Annotated in this window: 14 protein-coding genes; 8 read left to right on the plus strand and 6 right to left on the minus strand. The window is 69.3% G+C overall.

Going from position 1 to position 18,287, the window contains the following annotated elements; all coding sequences use genetic code 11:
• Positions 1-101 precede the first annotated feature (101 nt).
• Entirely contained in the window at positions 102-350 is a 249-nt protein-coding gene (locus QM711_RS11815; RefSeq protein WP_415099535.1) for a S1 RNA-binding domain-containing protein, read from the plus strand.
• A 53-nt stretch (positions 351-403) separates the two neighbouring features.
• On the opposite strand, the gene QM711_RS11820 is transcribed toward QM711_RS11815, so the two are convergent.
• Positions 404-889, minus strand: coding sequence for a MarR family winged helix-turn-helix transcriptional regulator (locus QM711_RS11820; protein ID WP_415099537.1), 486 nt, complete (start codon positions 887-889; stop codon positions 404-406).
• A 122-nt stretch (positions 890-1,011) separates the two neighbouring features.
• On the opposite strand from QM711_RS11820, the gene QM711_RS11825 reads away from it, so the two are divergent.
• From QM711_RS11825 to QM711_RS11840, 4 genes are all read left to right on the plus strand, one after another.
• Positions 1,012-1,383 (plus strand): DoxX family protein, encoded by a 372-nt coding sequence (locus tag QM711_RS11825; protein WP_415099539.1) that lies wholly within the window; start codon positions 1,012-1,014, stop codon positions 1,381-1,383.
• 137 nt (positions 1,384-1,520) lie between these two features.
• Positions 1,521-2,519: an aldo/keto reductase gene (locus tag QM711_RS11830; protein ID WP_415099541.1), complete on the plus strand. Its 999-nt coding sequence runs from the start codon at positions 1,521-1,523 to the stop codon at positions 2,517-2,519.
• Between the two features lie 197 nt (positions 2,520-2,716).
• Positions 2,717-4,942, plus strand: a complete 2,226-nt coding sequence (locus QM711_RS11835) for an NADP-dependent isocitrate dehydrogenase (RefSeq protein WP_415099543.1) — start codon at positions 2,717-2,719, stop codon at positions 4,940-4,942.
• Positions 4,943-5,451: 509 nt separating this feature from the next.
• The gene (locus tag QM711_RS11840) at positions 5,452-6,303 is read left to right on the plus strand and encodes a formyltetrahydrofolate deformylase (protein ID WP_415099545.1); all 852 of its coding nucleotides are present in this window, start codon (positions 5,452-5,454) and stop codon (positions 6,301-6,303) included.
• Positions 6,304-6,362: 59 nt separating this feature from the next.
• Here the strand turns inward: QM711_RS11840 and QM711_RS11845 are convergent, their stop codons facing one another.
• The 4 genes from QM711_RS11845 to QM711_RS11860 all read right to left on the minus strand — a co-directional run bounded on the left by QM711_RS11845 (position 6,363) and on the right by QM711_RS11860 (position 11,643).
• Entirely contained in the window at positions 6,363-6,881 is a 519-nt protein-coding gene (locus tag QM711_RS11845) for a DinB family protein (protein ID WP_415099547.1), read from the minus strand.
• A 13-nt stretch (positions 6,882-6,894) separates the two neighbouring features.
• Positions 6,895-7,401, minus strand: coding sequence for a phosphoribosyltransferase (locus QM711_RS11850; RefSeq protein WP_415099549.1), 507 nt, complete (start codon positions 7,399-7,401; stop codon positions 6,895-6,897).
• A 78-nt stretch (positions 7,402-7,479) separates the two neighbouring features.
• Positions 7,480-10,932: an alpha-amylase family glycosyl hydrolase gene (locus tag QM711_RS11855; protein WP_415099551.1), complete on the minus strand. Its 3,453-nt coding sequence runs from the start codon at positions 10,930-10,932 to the stop codon at positions 7,480-7,482.
• A 90-nt stretch (positions 10,933-11,022) separates the two neighbouring features.
• Complete coding sequence (locus tag QM711_RS11860) at positions 11,023-11,643, minus strand: histidine phosphatase family protein (protein WP_415099553.1); 621 nt, start codon at positions 11,641-11,643, stop codon at positions 11,023-11,025.
• 128 nt (positions 11,644-11,771) lie between these two features.
• Here QM711_RS11860 and QM711_RS11865 point away from each other — a divergent pair, with 128 nt between their 5' ends.
• Together QM711_RS11865 and QM711_RS11870 are read left to right on the plus strand one after the other, a co-directional pair.
• A complete protein-coding gene (locus QM711_RS11865) occupies positions 11,772-12,758 on the plus strand; it encodes a malate dehydrogenase (RefSeq protein WP_415099555.1) in 987 nt (328 codons plus the stop codon).
• A 64-nt stretch (positions 12,759-12,822) separates the two neighbouring features.
• A complete protein-coding gene (locus tag QM711_RS11870) occupies positions 12,823-13,635 on the plus strand; it encodes a hypothetical protein (protein ID WP_415099557.1) in 813 nt (270 codons plus the stop codon).
• Positions 13,636-13,767: 132 nt separating this feature from the next.
• On the opposite strand, the gene lysX is transcribed toward QM711_RS11870, so the two are convergent.
• A complete protein-coding gene (lysX, locus tag QM711_RS11875; protein ID WP_415099559.1) occupies positions 13,768-17,028 on the minus strand; it encodes a bifunctional lysylphosphatidylglycerol synthetase/lysine--tRNA ligase LysX in 3,261 nt (1,086 codons plus the stop codon).
• Positions 17,029-17,193: 165 nt separating this feature from the next.
• Between lysX and QM711_RS11880 the strand changes: the two genes are divergently transcribed.
• The gene (locus QM711_RS11880) at positions 17,194-18,261 is read left to right on the plus strand and encodes an alpha/beta hydrolase (RefSeq protein WP_415099561.1); all 1,068 of its coding nucleotides are present in this window, start codon (positions 17,194-17,196) and stop codon (positions 18,259-18,261) included.
• The last annotated feature ends 26 nt before the right edge of the window (positions 18,262-18,287 follow it).

Genomic DNA, 18,287 nt, shown 5'->3' on the forward strand with positions numbered 1-18,287 from the left:
CACGGAAGGTTCCCCGGCCCTGCGGTGACCCTCGGGCGGCGGGCCAGGGGCCCGCCCTCCCGCGCACATCGACATCGAGTGCGTAGGAGAGGAGGTGAATCATGAGCACAACGCACAATCCGCCGGCCGATCGGGCCTGGCAGGCCTTCGTCGCTCGCCGCAGCGAGATCGTCGAGGGCACCGTGGTGACGGTGCTGCCGTTCGGGGCGTTCGTCCGGGTGGACGAAGGCGTCGACGGCCTGCTGCCCGCCACCGAGACGGTGACCGCGGTCGCCGTCGGTGACCGGGTGCGCGCCCGCGTCCTGCAGGTCGACGAGGAGACCCGCCGGTTCAGCCTGCGCCAGGCGTGAGCCGAGGCGGGACGTTCGAAGTCACGACTCCGGGCGTCCCGCCGCCGCGACGGTCAATTCGGCTGGCACTCGCCGCCGGGATCGATGGCCAGACCGATCCGTCGTCCGATCGCGGCGAGTTGCCTGACTTGGGCGCGGGTGAGCGGGTCGATGACCAGTCGGCGCACCTCGGCGACGTGACCCGGCGCGGACGCCACGACCCGCTGCCAGCCCAGATCGGTCAGCGTGGCCAGCGTCGACCTGCCGTCGGCGGGGTCGGCGGCGCGCCGGATGAGGCCTTTGGCCTCTAGTCGGGCCACCACCTGCGAGAGCCGCGACAGCGAGCCTTCGGCGACCACGGCCAGCTCGCTCATCCGCAGGGTTCGCTCGTCCTGTTCGGAAAGCCCGGCCAACACCGAATACTCGAACAGGGTGAGCCCGGCGTCGCGGCGCAACTGGGCGTCCAGCGCCGGTCCGAGCCGCATCAGCAGCCCGGCCAGACTGAGCCAGGCCGTTCGCTCCTCGGCGTCCAGCCACCGGGTCTCGGCCGCGTCCTCCACCCGGGCATGGTAGCCCCGACGCCTCATCGCGCCCACCCATCTGCTGCCGATCAACTTGAAGCGTGAAGTAATCAGCAGTAGCGTTTTACTTCATACATGAAATAACTTGGAAAGTGGACAGCATGAACATCACCTTGTGGATCGTCGCCGGACTGCTTGCGCTCGCCTTCCTTGGCGCCGGCGCGATGAAGGTCACCCGACGCAAGGACGCGCTCGCGGCGTCCGGACTGGCCTGGACGGAGGACTTCTCCGCGTCGACGGTGAAAACCATCGGGACCCTGGAGATCCTCGGGGCGCTGGGCCTGATCCTGCCCGCCGTCACCGGCATCCTGCCGGTCCTCGTTCCGGTCGCGGCGCTCGGCCTGGCCGCCATCATGATCGGCGCCATCGTCGTCCATCTGCGCCGCCACGAGACAATCGTTCCGCAAACCGTCCTGCTGGTCCTGGCCGCGTTCGTCGCGATCGGACGCTTCCTGGTGCCGTTCGGCGGCTGACGACGCAAGACCGGTACGCGAGGACGGTTCTTTCGGTCCACTTCGGTACGGAAAGAACCGTCCCCGCGGTCCACGTGGCTCGCCGGACTCGCCCCGGCCCGCTTCCCTCAGCGGCGCCTCGGGTGTTGGCTGGAGTCATGACCACACAGATCCCGACCCGCACCCTTGGCTCGGACGCCGCCGCCCTGACCGTGTCGGCGCTCGGCCTGGGTTGCATGGGCATGTCGGAGTTCTACGGCAGCCCGGACCACGCCGGCGGCGTCGCCACCATCCGGCGCGCCCTCGACCTCGGTGTCACCCTCTTGGACACCGCGGACATGTACGGGCCCTTCACCAACGAGAAGCTGGTCGGCGAGGCGATCGGTGGACGCCGTGACGAGGTCCAACTGGCCACCAAATTCGGCAACGAACGGCGTCCGGACGGCACCCGCCTGGGTGTCAACGGACGCCCCGAGTACGTCCGGGCCGCCTGCGACGCGTCCCTGCAGCGGCTCGGCGTCGACCACATCGACCTCTACTACCAGCATCGGGTCGACTTCAGCGTGCCGATCGAGGACACTGTCGGCGCGATGAAAGAGCTTGTCGAAGCCGGAAAGGTGCGCTTCCTGGGGTTGTCGGAGGCCTCGCCGGAGACGATCCGCCGGGCGCACAAGGTGCACCCGATCACCGCGCTGCAGACCGAATACTCGCTGTTCACCCGCGATGTCGAGGAATCGATCCTGCCCACCCTGCGCGAACTCGGGATCGGCCTGGTGCCGTACTCGCCGCTCGGCCGCGGCCTGCTCACCGGCGCGATCACCAGCTCGCCGGACGAGGGCGACAGCCGGGCGACGGCCTACTTCCCCCGCTTCCAGGGCGAGGCGCTGGAGGCGAACCTGCGGTTGGTCGACCGCGTCCGCGAGTTGGCCGGCGCCCACGGCTGTACGCCCGGCCAACTCGCACTGGCCTGGGTGCTCGCCCAGGGCGACGACGTCGTCCCGATCCCTGGCACCAAGCGGGTCCGCTACCTGGAGGAGAATGCGGCCGCGGTCACCGTCTCGCTCACTGCGGACGACCTGGCCAGCCTCACCGAGGCGGTCCCGCGCGACGCCGTCCGCGGTGCCCGCTACGGCGATATGAGCACCATCGACACCTGACCGCTTTGGGTTCCGCCGCGATCGACGGTTCCGCACCGCAACGTGGCAGCAGGCCTGGTCCCGGATGGCCGCGGCGCAACCCAGTGCGATGCGGGTTCCCGGACGCTGACCGTGCCCCTGGGCTGAGCGGCCAGGAATCGTCGGGCGTGATTGGTAGTCTCCTGCCGTCAGGCAACCTCCAGGCATGAAGGGTCACGATGAGTCCGATCATCTACACGCACACCGACGAGGCGCCGCTGCTGGCGACGTACTCCTTCCTGCCGATCGTCCAGGCCTATGCCGCGGCAGCGGGGGTCGACGTCGAAACGCGCGACATCTCCCTGGCCGGCCGCATCATCGCCCTGTTCCCCGAACGGCTCACCGCCGAGCAGCGGCTGCCGAACGCGCTGGCCGAGCTCGGCGAGCTGGCCAAGACCCCGGACGCCAACATCATCAAGCTGCCCAACGTGAGCGCGTCGATGCCGCAACTCAAGGCCGCGATCGCCGAGCTGCAGAGCAAGGGCTACGACCTGCCCGACTACCCCGACAACCCGTCCGGCGAGGCCGAGGCCGAGGTCAAAGCCCGCTACGACAAGGTCAAGGGCAGCGCGGTCAACCCGGTGCTGCGCGAGGGCAACTCCGACCGCCGCGCCCCCGAGTCGGTGAAGAACTACGCCCGCCAGCACCCGCACTCCATGGGCGCCTGGAGCCCCGATTCGAAGACCAACGTCGCGACGATGGACGCCGACGACTTCCGGCACAACGAGAAGTCGGTGGTGGTCGAGGCCGACGACGAGCTACGCATCGAACTGGTGCCGTCCGACGGCGGCGAGACCGTCGTGCTCAAGGCGTCCGTGCCGGTGCTGGCCGGCGAGGTCGTCGACGGCACCGTGATGCGCGCCGAGGCGCTCGATCGCTTCCTGGCCGCACAGGTCGCCGAGGCCAAGGACGCCGGCGTGCTGTTCTCGGTGCATCTGAAGGCCACCATGATGAAGGTCTCCGACCCGATCATCTTCGGCCATGTGGTGCGGGCGTTCTTCCCCACCACCTTCGAGAAGTACGGCGACGCCCTGGCCGCGGCCGGGCTGAGCCCCAACAACGGTCTGGGCGGCATCCTCGCCGGACTGGACGCCCTGCCCGACGGTGCCGCCATCAAGGCGTCCTTCGAGCAGGAGCTGGCCGACGGACCGGCGCTGGCGATGGTCGATTCCGATCGCGGCATCACCAACCTGCACGTGCCGTCCGATGTGATCGTGGACGCCTCCATGCCGGCGATGATCCGGATCGGCGGCCATATGTGGGGCCCGGACGGAAAGGAGGCCGAAACCCTGGCGGTGATCCCGGACTCGTCCTACGCGGGCATCTACCAGGCGGTCATCGACGACTGCCGAGCCAATGGTGCCTACGACCCGGCGACGATGGGCTCGGTGGCCAACGTCGGGCTGATGGCGCAGGCCGCCGAGGAGTACGGCTCGCACGACAAGACCTTCGAGATCGGTCAGGCCGGCACGGTGCGGGTGGTCAACCGGGCCGGCGACGCACTCATCGAGCATGCTGTCCAGCCTGGTGACATCTGGCGCGCCTGCCAGACCAAGGACGTGCCGATCCGCGACTGGGTCAAGCTGGCGGTGACCCGCGCCCGCGCCACCGGCGACCCGGCTATCTTCTGGCTCGACGAGAGCCGCGCCCACGACGCCAACCTGATCGCCAAGGTGACGACCTATCTCGGCGACCCGGACATCGCCGGCGACAGCACCGGGCTGGACATCACCATCGCGTCCCCGATCGAGGCGACCACGGTGTCTGTCGAGCGCATCCGGCAGGGCAAGAACACCATCTCGGTGACCGGCAACGTGCTGCGCGACTACAACACCGACCTGTTCCCGATCCTTGAGGTGGGCACCTCGGCCAAGATGCTTTCGGTGGTTCCGCTGATCAACGGCGGCGGGCTGTTCGAGACCGGCGCCGGCGGGTCGGCGCCCAAGCACGTCCAGCAGCTGGTCAAGGAGAACTACCTGCGCTGGGACAGCCTCGGCGAGTTCCTGGCACTGGCCGAGAGCTTCGCCAAGTACGCCGAGGTCACCGGCAACGCGTCCGCCCAGGTGCTGAGCGTCACCCTGGACCGAGCGACCGGCACCTTCCTCAGCGAGAACAAGTCGCCGGGACGCCGGCTGGGCACCATCGACAACCGCGGCAGCCACTTCTACCTGGCGCTGTTCTGGGCCGAGGAGCTGGCCGGGCAGAGCGATGACCAGACGCTGGCCACCCGGTTCGCGCCGCTCGCCGAGACGCTGCGCGCCCAGGAGGCGACGATCACCGCCGAACTGCTCGCGGTGCAGGGATCCCCCGCCGACCTGGGCGGCTACTACCGGCCCGACGAAGCGCTGACCAGTGCGGTGATGCGTCCCTCGACGACGCTGAACGCCGCCATCGACGCCCTCTGATCCGCTCAGGAAGCGCTGATCAATGCTGAGATTCGCTGGTTGAGCTTGTCGAAACCCGTTGCCCGCGGCTGACCGCGGCTTCGCGCGCGGATGGTGGGATGGGGCGATTCCGCCGAATCTCCGCGTCAGAGGGGTCTCGACAAGCTCGACCAGCGCTTCCCTGACGAAGTGCTGGTCTTGGTTGGTCGAAACTTGCCGGACCCGGGTCGAACTGCCACCCGCGGAGATTCGCGCGTTTTCGCCGCGAGCGGTCGACCAGCTGCGTTCGCCCGCGCAGCAATGAGCGTATTGAGCGGACCCGGGCCGGCCGAGAATGCGCATTTCGCCGCGAGAGCCGGATCCACGACATCTGCGGTCGGTGTTAACGGGTGTTTCGCCGCGTGACACGGCACGGGTGCCGCGAGCCCACGCCGTCAATCACCACCGACGGCTCTCGCGGCGGCCGCAGGCCGACCCGGGTGCCGTTGAACACCACGCGGACCTTGCTCGGTGGCCGGTACCCTTGCGCGGTGATCGACTCCACCCACTGGTTGCTGACCCTGGCCTGCGACGACCGGCCCGGCATCGTCCATGCCGTCACCGGGGCGATCGCACAGGCCTACGGCAACATCACCGAGCTGCAGCAGTTCAGCTCGCCGGAGTCCGACCGGTTCTATATGCGCGTCCAGGTGCAGTCCGGTTTCGACCGTTCGGTTTTCGAGCACGCAGTCACCCCGATCGCGCAGTCCCTCGGCGCCGAATGGGTGCTTGACTACGTCGGACGTCCCCGTCGCACACTGATCCTGGCGTCCAGGGCCGGACACTGCCTCAACGACCTGCTATTCCGGGCCCGCTCGGGCTACTTGCAGATCGAGGTGCCGTTGATCCTGGCCAACCACCCCGATCTCGGTGATCTGGCCGCGTTCTACGGCGTCCCGTTCGAGGATCATGTGGTACTGCCGCACACCAAGGCGGCGTTCGAGGCGAGGGTGATCGAGGCGGTCGAACAGCACGACATCGAACTGGTGGTGCTGGCCCGCTACATGCAGATCCTGTCGCCGGAGTTGTGCGAGCGGCTGGCCGGACGCGCGATCAACATCCACCACTCGTTCCTGCCCGGCTTCAAGGGCGCCAACCCGTACCGGCAGGCGCACAGTCGCGGAGTGAAGCTGATCGGCGCCACCGCGCACTTCGTCACCGCCGACCTGGACGAGGGCCCGATCATCGAGCAGAACGTCCGCCGCGTGGACCACACCGTCGATGTCCCGGAACTGGTGGCGCTCGGCCAGGAGCAGGAGTCCCGCACCCTGACCGACGCGGTGAAGCTGTTCGCCGAGCATCGGATCATGGCCGACGGCCAGCGCACGGTGATCTTCCGCTGAACCCGCCCAAGCGCTCCTCGAACTTTTTGGGGAGCGGTCAGTGCGGGCCGGGGAGTAACTCAGCCAGCGTCCTCCGGCGGCACGCCGAACTGCGCCCCGGTCATCGTCGCCCCGTCGATCTGTTCGCGAAGGATGTCGGCGTGACCCGCGTGGCGGGCCAACTCCCGAATCATGTGCAGATAGATCCAGCGCAGCGTCACCACTCCGATGCGCTCGTGGTGGACCTCGCTATCGAGGTCGTCGACGCCGGCGGCTATCGCCCGGCTGCGGGCGCAGGCGTGTTCGAAGCGCTGGACGGCGGCGGTGACGGTGAGATCGTCCTCATAGCCGAAGCTGGCGTCGTCGCCATAGGCGTAACCGTCCCATTCCGAGGACGGCAGGCCGGCCAGCCTGCGCTGGAACCAGGAGCGTTCAGCAGCGGCGGCATGGGTGAGCAGACCCAGTGGGGTGGTCAACGAGGGCACCAGACGCCGCCGCGCATCGGCATCGCTCAAGCCGGCGAGGCATCGGACCAGATCGGCCCGGCTCTCATCGAGCACCGCCTCCAGCAACTCCCGTTCTGTGCCGACGGTGAGCATCGGGGCCCGCTGGCTAGCGGACGCCGTCCACCGGCGGCAGCGCCGACCAAGGGAAGACGATCCAGGCGTCGGTGTCCTTCCACACGTAGTCGACCCGGTAGATCGAGGTCGGCTTGGTGTACAGCGCAGCGGTGCGCACCTCGGCGCCGTGCTTGAGCAGGATGTCCATCACCAGTTGCAGGGTGCGTCCGGAGTCGGCGACGTCGTCGACGACCAGGACCCGGCGCCCGGCGATGCTGTCGATGTCGAGCAGCGGCGCCAGCAGCACCGGATCGGGCAGGGTCTCGGCGACATCGGTGTAGAACTCGACGTTCATCGCGTCGGCCAGCTTCACCCCGAGCGCGTAGGCCAGCGAGCCGGCGAGCAGCAGCCCGCCTCGTGCCACAGCGACAATAACCTCCGGACGGAAGGAGTCGCCGACGACCTGCTCGGCCAGCTCACGGCTCGCCTTTCCGAAACCCTCCCAGGTGAGGACTTCCTTGCCTTCGGTATCGCTCGCCTCAGCGTGGTAGGCCGTCATGCGCACAGCCTAGGGGTGCCGGCGAGGTGGTCTCGGTGTGCTTCGACCAACGGGACCGGCTCGACCTCCGGGGCTCCGCTACGCCCGTTTCAGTCCGGTGGCGTCGACCAGACGTCCCTGATCGTCGTACATGGCGACCGCGACCTGGCCAGCCAGCAGCCGTTTCATCCGGATCGCTGCCGCCGGTTCGACGCGCAGCACGATGGCGTTGGCCAGCTCTGGGTGCGCACGTCGGAAGCTCACCAGTAGCCCCCGGCTGACCCGGGTGAGGGTGTACACCTGGCCACCGACGACCGCTTCGGCGTCGATCGCGAGACCACCCTTGGCGGAGGCGTGCAGCCGCCAGGTGAACCCGGACGGCGATGCTCCCGCCGGCACGGCATGGGCGGGGTAGGCGATCAGTCCGTCACCGACCAGCACCGCCCGGGCCACGGACAGGTCCGGGGTGGCACTGGGCTGGGCGACCGACACCGACACCTGATGGGTGGCCAGCACGTAGGTGATGGTGACCTGCATGCCGTCGGACGGCACCGTCAGCGGCACGTTGTCGGCGGGATAGGTCTCGTCGGTGGTCAGGCCATGGGCGATCTTGAACTCATAGCTGCCCTGCGGGATCTTCACCGACGCCCAGGTGTAGGTGCCGTCGCCGTCCAGGTCCTGCAGCCAGGGCCGCATGCAGTCCGGCTTCCAGTCGGAGGTACAGCCAAGCTCACTCTGGAAGCTTCCGGGCGCGGTCAGGATCGGCCCCTGGGCGCTGCTGGTCACCCAGTGCGTGGCGTGGTCGTAGTAGAAGCCGACCGTGCCACCGGTGGGTTTGACGTTGATGTTGGAGCCGTTGCGGGCACCGCCGGCGCCGTAGTTCTCGTCCCAGCCGCCGTTCAGCGCCGCCTTGTAGTCGTAGTCGCCGGCGGGAAGATTGAAGGAGGCCTTCCAGATCTGGTCCTCGGCATCCAGGGCGAGTTTCGCCTTGTCGCAGTCAGGCAGCCAGTCGGCGGCACAGCCCAGCGAAGCGTTGAACGAGCCGGGGACAGAGACCGAGCCGGGCTGCTTCGCCGGCGGGTCGTAGCTGATCGTGCCCGGTCCGGACGACCCGACCGGGTCGCCCACGAACGCCCAGCTGGAGGTGGCCGAGTAGCGTCCGGAGAGGTCCTTGGCCACGATCCGGTACTCCAGCAGGGAGCCCTTCGGCAGCCCGGTGACGTCTTGGTAGACCCGGTAGCGCGGGTTGTCGTCGGTGCCGATCAGCTTCCAGTCGGTGGTTCCGGCGGGCCGGTAGTAGAAGCTCACCTCGGCGAACTGGCTGGTGTCGGCCAGCGCCACCGACAGCTCGGCGCGTCCGCCGACGGTGCCGCCGGCCTTCGGGGTGAGCGGCACGATCACCGGGGCGGCGGACGACCCCGGCATCGGCTTGGTGGCCCGGAACACTCGCACGCCGAGCGCCGGCACCCGCACGGTCACCCGTCCGGCGCGATCGGCGCGGACGTCGCCGCCAGCGCCCAGCAGCGCGTCGAAGCGGGTGTTCGGCGAGTAGCTGGCGAAGGTGGCCGAGGCGGGCTCGGTGGCGTTGTTGGTGACCACCAGGTACTCGCGCCGGCTGGCCTTATCGATGCGGCTGACGGCGAAGATGCCGGCCTCGTTCGAGGCGTAGCGGTGCACCTGGGCACCGTCGGCGAGGGCCGGGTGCCTGGCCCGCAGCTTGGCCAGTTGCGCGACCTGCCGGTACAGCGGAGCGGAGGTGTTGTACCGGTCGCGCGACCCGGACGGCCCGCCGATCACCTCTTCCTTCGCGTACGCGGGCACTTTGGTGGCGAACATGTCCTGCCGGGACGCCTTGTCACCGCCGCTGCCGGCGAAGCCCTGCTCGTCGCCGTAGTAGACCACCGGTTGACCGCGAGTCAGGTACATCAGCGCGTTGGCCAGCTTGAGCCGGGTCAGGGTGTCGCCGGCGCTCACCCCGGACGAGCGGAGCAGGTAGGACATCCGGCCCATGTCGTGGTTCCCGGTGAAGGTCGGCAGTTGGTAAGCGTTGCTGTCGGCGTCGGTGTACCAGTCGTCGCCCGCGTACAGGTCGCGCAGGCCGGTGGTCGCTTTGCCCTGGGCGAAGCCGAGCGCGGCGTTCTGGAAGCCGAAGTCGAGGGTCGCCTGCAGCCGTCCCGTGGTCGTGTACTGGCTGGTGTAGGTCGGCGAGCTGTCGTAGACCTCGCCGAACATGAAGAAGTCGTCGTTCTTGGCCTTGGCGTGGTTGAGCACCGAGGGAATGAACTGCTGCCAGAACTCGGTGTTCACGTGCTTGACGGTGTCGATCCGGAACCCGTCGATGCCGAAGTCGGCCCAGGTTTGGTAGACCTTCTCCATGCCCTCGACCACCGTGGGGTTCTCGGTGAACAGGTCGTCCAACCCGACGAAGTCGCCGTAGGTGGACGACTCACCGGCGAAGGTCGAGTTGCCGCGGTTGTGGTACAGCGTCGGGTCGTTCAGCCAGGCCGGCACCTTGACGGTCTTGTCGGCCTCGGTGCGGAACGTCGGCGTGTACGGGAAGGACGTCGCGGGGTCGAGCGCCGGGAACTGCTTGTTCACGTAGTCACGGTCGTCGAAGTCCTGCCCGCCGGCGGTCCTGTACGGCGCCGTCTCTTTGTTGATGTAGGTGTAGGGGGTGGTGCCGCCGGCGGTCGGGTCGGCGTAGTCGATGATGTCGGCGGTGTGGTTGGTGATGATGTCGAAGAACACCTTCATGCCCTTGGCGTGTGCCTTGGCGATCAGGGCCTTCATGTCGGCGTTGCTGCCCAGGTGCGGGTCGATCTGGGTGAAGTCGGTGATCCAGTAGCCGTGGTAGCCGGCGCTCACGTCGCTGCCGGAGCCCTGCACCGGGTTGTTCTTGAACGACGGCGTCAGCCAGATCGCGGTGGTGCCGAGACCCTTGATGTAGTCGAGCTTGGCAGCCACGCCCTTCAGGTCGCCGCCGTGGTAGAAGCCGCTGTCGGTCGGGTCGAAGCCGGTCTTCAGCGGCCCGCCGACCAGCCCGCCGGTGTCGTTGGATTTGTTGCCGTTGGCGAACCGGTCGGCCATCAGGAAATAGAACCGTTCGCGGGTGAGCGCTTCGCGCAGCGATCCCACGGCCAGCTTGCGGTCGGCGGCGGTGGTCGAGCCGGGCAGGTCGAGTGGCTTGATGGTGACCAGGTGGGTGGCGTCGTCGTAGCCGAACAGCAGCCGGGCCGGCTTGGTCAGCGCGAGCGGGATGTTCGCCGAGCCGCCCTGCGCGCCGTAGCTCTCGTTCCAGGAGTGGTTGATCACGACCTTCAGCTGCCACTCGCCGGCCGGCACGGTGAAGGCACGGCTGTAGCCGTTGCCGTGCTGCACCAGGTCGGTGCCGGTGCAGACCGGCTGCCAGTCGGCTGAGCAGCCCAGCTCGCTCTGCAGGTCGCCGACCAGGGTGACGACCCGCTGCTGCGCGCGGGCCGGCGGCGCGGCGGCGAACCAGCCCAGCATGAGGGCGAGGACGACCAGGAGGGCGAGACCCTTGCGACGGTGCATGACGGATTCCCTTCAACGACTCCCGGTGGGCAACCTAATCGCTGCCACCGACAACTACCAGGGGTCGCCGGTTCCACACTGCGTGGAGGCTCAGCGCAGATTGGCCCAGCCGTCCTGGGGGTCGGCCGCGGGAAAGTCGATCCCCCGCAGCGTCCAGCCGTTGTCCGGGTCGCCGTCGGCGACGATGACGGTGGTGTTCGGCAGCCCGCCGGCGCCGAGGATCCGGTGCACCTCGGGCATCGCGAACCCGGCCCAGGTCCGGATCGCGGCACCGTGGCTGACCACCAGCGCGACGTCATGACCGCCTGCCGCGACCCGGCCGATGCCGTCGGAGAAGCGGTCGAGGAACTCCGCGCCGTCCTCGCCGCCGACGATCCGGACGCCGTGGTCGCCTTCGCCCCACGACCGCAGCGCCATCACGTAGCGCTGCAGGTGGGGTGACATCTCGTCCTCGCCGGCGCCGATCTCGCGCAACTGGATCAGCTCGTGATGCGGCACCCCGAAAGCCCGGACGGTGGGCACGCCCGTCTGCACAGCGCGGACCAAGTCGGAACTGTAGACGGCCTCGATCCGCTGCCCGGCAAGGCGTTCCGCCAGGGTGGCCGCCTGCGCCATCCCGACCACGTCCAGTTCCGGCCCGGGCGGCGCAGTGTCGAGCAGCGCGGCCACGTTCGAGGCCGTTCGGGCATGTCGGGCCAGCAGCAGTCGCACGGCTGGAGCCTAGTGCCCCGGCCACCAACGTTCGGCCTGGCGAGCTGCGTCCACTGGATCGCCGGACGCGTGTCAGCCACCGCTGATAGCGTGAAATCCGTCACCACTCGTCGTTGAGGAGAATCACCGTGAGCACACCCGTCAAGGTCGCCGTGACCGGCGCGGCCGGCCAGATCTGCTACAGCCTGCTGTTCCGCATCGCCAGCGGTGCGCTGCTCGGTCCTGACCGGCAGGTCGAGCTGCGGCTGCTCGAGATCACCCCGGCGCTGAAGGCGCTCGAAGGGGTCGTGATGGAGCTCGACGACTGCGCCTTCCCGAACCTGGCCAAGGTCGAGATCGGCGACGATCCGACCAAGGTGTTCGACGGGGTCAACCTGGCGATGCTGGTCGGCGCCCGGCCGCGTACCGCGGGCATGGAGCGCGGCGACCTGCTGAGCGCCAACGGTGCCATCTTCACCGCGCAGGGCAAGGCATTGAACGCGGTGGCGGCCGACGACGTCCGGGTGCTGATCACCGGCAACCCGGCCAACACCAACGCCCTGATCGCGATGAAGAACGCCCCCGACATTCCGGCCGAGCGGTTCAACGCGCTCACCCGGCTCGACCACAACCGCGCGGTCAGCCAGCTCGCCGCCAAGGCCGGGGTGCCGGTGACCAGCGTGAAGAAGATGACGATCTGGGGCAACCACTCGGCCACCCAGTACCCGGACGTCTTCCACGCCGAGGTCGACGGAAAGAACGCCGCCACGCTGATCGACGATCAGGCCTGGATCGAGAACGACTTCATTCCCACCGTGGCCAAGCGTGGCGCGGCCATCATCGCCGCCCGCGGCGCCTCGTCCGCCGCGTCGGCGGCGAATGCCACCGTCGAACACATGCGCGATCTGCTCGCCGGCACGCCGGCCGGTGACTGGGTGTCGATGGCGGTGCCGTCGGATGGCTCCTACGGTGTCCCGGAAGGGATCATCTCCTCGTTCCCATGCACCACCGCGGACGGCAGCTACAGCATCGTCCAGGGCTTGGAGATCGACGACTTCAGCCGCAGCCGGATCGACGCCACCGTCGCCGAACTGCAGGACGAAGCCCAGGCGGTCTCCGAGCTCGGCCTGATCTGATCGACCAACCCGGTCGCGAGCCCACGGTCAGTCGGACGGCGCGCGGATCGGGCACACTTGCCGGATGCTGGTGGTCAGCTGGGTGGCAGCGGTCGTCTGTTGCCTCGGCTACGGGATCGGATCGGTGCTGCAGTCGGTCGGAGCGAAGCGGGCCGCGACGGTGACCGGCGTCTCCGGGATCGCGGCGATCGTGACCCAGCTGCCCTATCTGCTCGGATTGGGCGCGGACGGCGTCGCGTTCGTCGCGAACGTGGTCGCCGCCCGGGAGCTTCCACTCTTCCTGGTCCAATCGGTGATGGCCGCGTCCATCGGGGTGACCGCGATCATCGCCGCACTGCGCGGCGCCCGGCTCGGCAAGCGGGACTGGACGGCACTCGGCACGCTGGGTGCGGGACTCGTCCTGCTCGCCCTGAGCGCCAGCGCGGATACTCCCGTCGCGGCTGACTTGGGCGTGGAATGGGCGATCCTGGCCAGCTGCGCGCTGCCGTCCCTGGTGGGAGCGGCCGGGCTGCGGCGGACCGGCCGGCGGTCCTGGATCGTACTCGCGATAGCCGCCGGTCTCGGGTTCAGCGTGGTGGGGGTCGCCTCGCGCGGCCTGGGCGCGCTACCGGTGACGCCGCAGCTGCTGGCGCACCCGCTGCTGTGGTCCTTGATCGCCGGCGGCGTGCTGGCGATGGTGTTCTTCGCGATCGCCCTGCAGCGGGGACCGGTCACCGCGGTGACCGGTATCTCGTTCGTGATCGAGGTCGTGCTGCCGTCGATCACCGGCCTGCTGCTCTTCGGGGACCGGGTCGGACCTGGCCTCGGACCGCTCGCCGGGCTCGGTTTCGCGCTGGCCACTGCCGGAACCATCGCGCTCGCCAGGTTCGCCCAATAGGAGATCGCGTCCTGGCCGCCAATCTTCGTTGGTCGAGCAAGTGGACCGAAAGAACCGAAAGAACCGTCCCCGCGTACCAGCCTCGGGTGCCAGGTGGACCGAAAGAACCGTCCCCGCGTACCAAGTCCGGTGCTACTGCTCCCGGGACGGCCGGACGAACGGGAAGCTGAGCACTGAGCGGATGTTGAGCCCGGTCAGCAGCATCACCAGCCGGTCCACGCCGATGCCGAGGCCACCGGTCGGCGGCATCCCGAGTTCGAGGGCGGCCAGGAAGTCCTGGTCGAGTTCCATCGCCTCCGGGTCGCCGCCGGCGGCCAGCAGCGACTGCCGGGTGAGCCGCTCCCGCTGGTCGACCGGGTCGGTGAGCTCGGAGTATCCGGTTGCCAGCTCCATGCCGCGGACGACCAGATCCCAGCGCTCGACCAGGCCGGGGGTGTCCCGGTGGGCGGCGGTCAGCGGCGAGGTCTCCTCGGGGAAGTCGATGTAGAAAGTGGGCGGGCCGGTCACGGGCTCGACCAGTTCGCCGTACAGTTCCTCGATCACCGCACCGGCGCCCCACTGCTCGGCGACCACGACCCCGTGCTGCCGGGCCACCTGGCGAAGCTCGCCGATCGGGGTCGACAGGCTGAGTTCGACGCCCACCGCGTCCGACACCGCCGCGAGTACCGGCACCGTGCGCCACGGACCGGTCAGGTCGACCCACTCCTGACCCGATCCGGCCGGCGGCAACACCGGCCGGCCATGGACGGCGGTCGCCGCCGCGCGGACCAGCCGCTCGGTCAGCGTCTGCACCGTACGGTAGTCGCCACCGGGCTGGTAGGCCTCCAGCGAGGTGAACTCCGGGTTGTGGGTGGCGTCCGCGCCCTCGTTGCGGAAGTTCCGGCCCAGTTCGTATACCCGTCCGCAACCGGCTACGACAAGGCGTTTCAGGTAGAGCTCGGGCGCGATCCGCAGATAGAGATGCTGACCGTAGGCGTTGCTGCGGGTACTGAACGGACGCGCCGTCGCGCCGCCGTGCACCGGCTGCAGCACGGGCGTCTCCACCTCGAGGAAGCCGTCGGCGTCCAGGGTGCCGCGCAGCGCCGACGTCACCGCCGCTCGTTCGCGCAGCGTCCGGACCTGCTCGGGGTGGACGATCAGGTCGGCTGAGCGCTGGCGCGCCCGGGCCCGCGGATCGCTGAGCCCGCCGAACGGGATCGGCAACACCGCCTTGGCGGCCAACCGCCAACTCCGGACCAGCACCGACCGAGTGCCGGCCCGCGAGTTGCCGGCGACACCGCCGATGGTGAGCAGATCCCCGGTATCGAGATAGCGCCGGAACGCAGTGATGGCTTCGCCGAGCTCGGACGCCTCGAGCACCAGCTGGACGGTGGCGCCGCCACCGGTCAGGTCGGCGAACACCACCCCGCCGTGGTCGCGGATCGCCTCAATCCGGCCCGAGCACGACACAGCCGCGCCGGGCAACCAGGGCTCGCGCAGCATCCGGGCCACGTCGACGTCCAGCGCCGGATCCGGATCGGGCGCGGGGCCGCGGCCGAGGGCGGCCAACGTGGCGAGATGGCGCAGTCGTTCCCTGCTCTGCACGCTTCGTGCCGGCGCCGGCGCGACCGGCTCGGGGGCCGTCCCCAACCCCGCCAACAATTCCAGTTCCGCCGCACTCAGATGCCCGGACTCGGCGCGCGACCGCCACGGCCAGGGCAGGAAACCCTCCGCCGCACCGACCGCCGCCAGTACCTGCGGCAGCCCGACCCGGTCGTCGAAACACAGCGCCCGGGGCACCCAGTCCGGGTGGTATTCACGGGTGGACCGGTAGAGCCGCTCCAACTGCCAGAACCGGTCCAGCAGGCCCAGCAGCGAGGCGTTCAGCCGCGGGCCGGTTTCGAACTCCTCGGCTTGGGCAAACACCCGGCGGAACATGCAGAAGTTCAGCGACACCCGCTGCACGCCACGCTCCGGCGCTTGGGCGAGCAGCTGGCTGACCATCAGCTCGGTCACTCCGGACGGCGCGTCGGGGCTGCGCCGCATCACGTCGAGGGACAACCCGGCGGCACCCCAGGGCACGAAGCTGAGCAGTCCGACCAGGCGCCCCGCGGCGTCCGAGGCCTGGACGAAGAGCAGTTGCGAGTCGGCGGCGTCGCCGGCCCGGTTGAGCGCCATCGAGTAGCCCCGCTCGGTGCCTCCGTGCCGCCATCGATCGGCCAGTGCGGACAGCTCCGCGACAGCCTCGGCCGGCAACTCGGACTGCCGGCAGACCCGGACCCGCACCCCAGCCCGCCGAGCATGCTGAGCGGCCCGCCGGACGCCGGGGGCGGGAGCGAAACGGCGCGCCTCCAGAACCGCTTCATCGCCGAGCGGGAGCACCCGCAGCCCAGCCCGGGCGTACGCGCGGGCGCCCTCGACGGAAGCGCCCAACACCGCCGGGATCCAGCCGTATTCGCGCAACTCGCGGTGCCAGGCATCGATCGCCGCCGGCCACGATCGCGGATCGCCGACCGGATCGCCGGAGGCCAGCGAGACCCCGGCGATCAGCTGGTAGGTGATCACCGCCCGGCCGTCGGGGCTGAAGATCGAGGACTTGTCCCGGCGGGTGGCGAAGTACGCCAACGAGTCGGCCGCGCCGTGGTCGCGGATCAGCCGGCGGATCGCCAACTCGCGCTCTCCCGACCAGCTGGTGGGATTGTCCGCCGTCCGCAGGAAGACGGCGACGGTGGCCAGCAGAGTGACCGTCAGCAGCAGCGAGGTCACCTCCGGCACCCAGGACGGCACGGCTGCCAGCATCGCCCGGTTCAGCGGACCGGTGTCGCCGAACAGCCGGGCGAACACCGCCGCCAGCTCGTCCGCTGTGGTTCCCGGGCCGCCCGGGTGGCCGGCCACCAGCAGGTAGCCGACGATCCCGCTGAGCATCAGCCCGGCCACGGCGACCAGGCCGGCCCGGAGCACCGAGCCACGCCGCACCCGGGCCGGGAACGCCGGCCGAAGCGTCCACAGCCAGACCAAGGCGGCGGCGCCGAGCGGCACGGAGGCGATGTCCAGCCAACCGGCCAGCGTGTGCTCCAGCCGCCAGGGCCGCAGCCACGGGCTGACCGGCGCGTTGATGAACAGGCTCAGCCCCAGGTACATCCCGATCAGCTGGCACACCATCACCGCGATCAGCGCCACCCGCTTGCGCAGCACCAGTGCCGCGGTGATCAGGGCGAGCAGCGCCACCGAGGCGATGGTCCGGGAGAGCGGAATGTTCGCCAGAGTGACCAGTTCTTCCAACCAGTAGAAACGCTGGTGTCCCCAATGTCCGAACAGCCACGAGATCGCCGCGATAACGGTCGACGCGGCATAGGCGCCGGTCACCCAGCGGGCTCCCCACAGCGGCTTCGTCCGATCTCCCTGACCCGGCACTCCAGCAACTCCAGTCCCGCGTCCGCGACGCGCCCAACCGGAGGCTACCCCGCGTCCCGCAGCCTCCGACGACAGTCGTAGATTCCCCCGCGGAGCTTCTCCGCTCGTAGTCGCGAGCTACATTCAGTTCGGCGCCCGCCACGCGGGCGGCGAAGGGTGAGCATCATGTTCGAACTGACCGGACGTCCGTTGCAGGTGATGACCGTGGTTGCGGCGGTGATCCTTCCGCTGCTGGTCGTCTGGCTCTGGTCACGAGGTCGGCACAACCTCGGCGGCCCGCTGCGCCGCGCGCTGTCCGTGGCAGGACGACTCGGTGTGGTGCTGCTGGCCCAGGTCACCGCGATGTTCGCATTGTTCCTGTACGTCAATGACGAGTACGAGTTCTACGCCTCCTGGTCCGACCTGTTCGGCATCCAGGACAAGGCACCGCAGCACCTCGATCCGGCCACGTTGAACGCCGGCTCCGGACGGATCGAGACGTTGCCGGTCCGCACCGACGCCGGGGTCACCGACGACGTGCTGGTCTGGCTGCCACCCGGCTACGACGCCTCCGCGCCGCGGAGGTACCCGGTGGTGGAGGTCCTGCCCGGGCAGCCGTCCTCGCCCAGCCTGCTGTTCACGCACTTCGATTTCGGGACGGTGGCCAGCGAGGCCATCGCCTCGGGGCGGGTCAAGCCGTTCGTCGCGGTCCTTCCGCCGATCATGATCAGCCCGCCGCGGGACACCGAGTGCGTCGATGTGCCGAACGGCCCGCAGGCCGGAACCTGGGTCACCCACACCGTTCCGGACGCCGTGCTGCCCCGATTCCGGGTGGAGCCGATGGGGCGGCACTGGTCGATGATCGGCTTCAGCGCGGGCGCTCAATGCGCGGCCAAACTGCTGTTGCGCAACCCCACCCGGTATGGGGCGGCGGTTGCACTGGCCGGCGACTACGTGCCCTACACCGATGACACCACCGGGGACCTGTTCGGCAACGACAAGGCGTTGTGGAATCAGAACTCCGCCAGCTGGCTCTACCGCCAGCATGGTCTGCGCGGCACGAAACTGATGATGGTCGCCAGCAAGCAGGACGGCTGGTCGGCCCGGCCGACCGGGGCGATGGCCAAGGAGACCCATGGCGACCCGGGAGTGACCGTCGTGATGCTGCCGGCGGGAGGCCACAACTACCACGTCTACGCCCCTTACCTGCCGCAGGCGCTGAACTGGCTCGGTGCGCAGGGCGTGTTGGGCTGATGGTTGCTCGGACGCGGCAGCGCATG

The organism is Micropruina sp. (assembly GCF_047602385.1).
In the GTDB taxonomy this organism is placed as follows: domain Bacteria; phylum Actinomycetota; class Actinomycetes; order Propionibacteriales; family Propionibacteriaceae; genus Micropruina.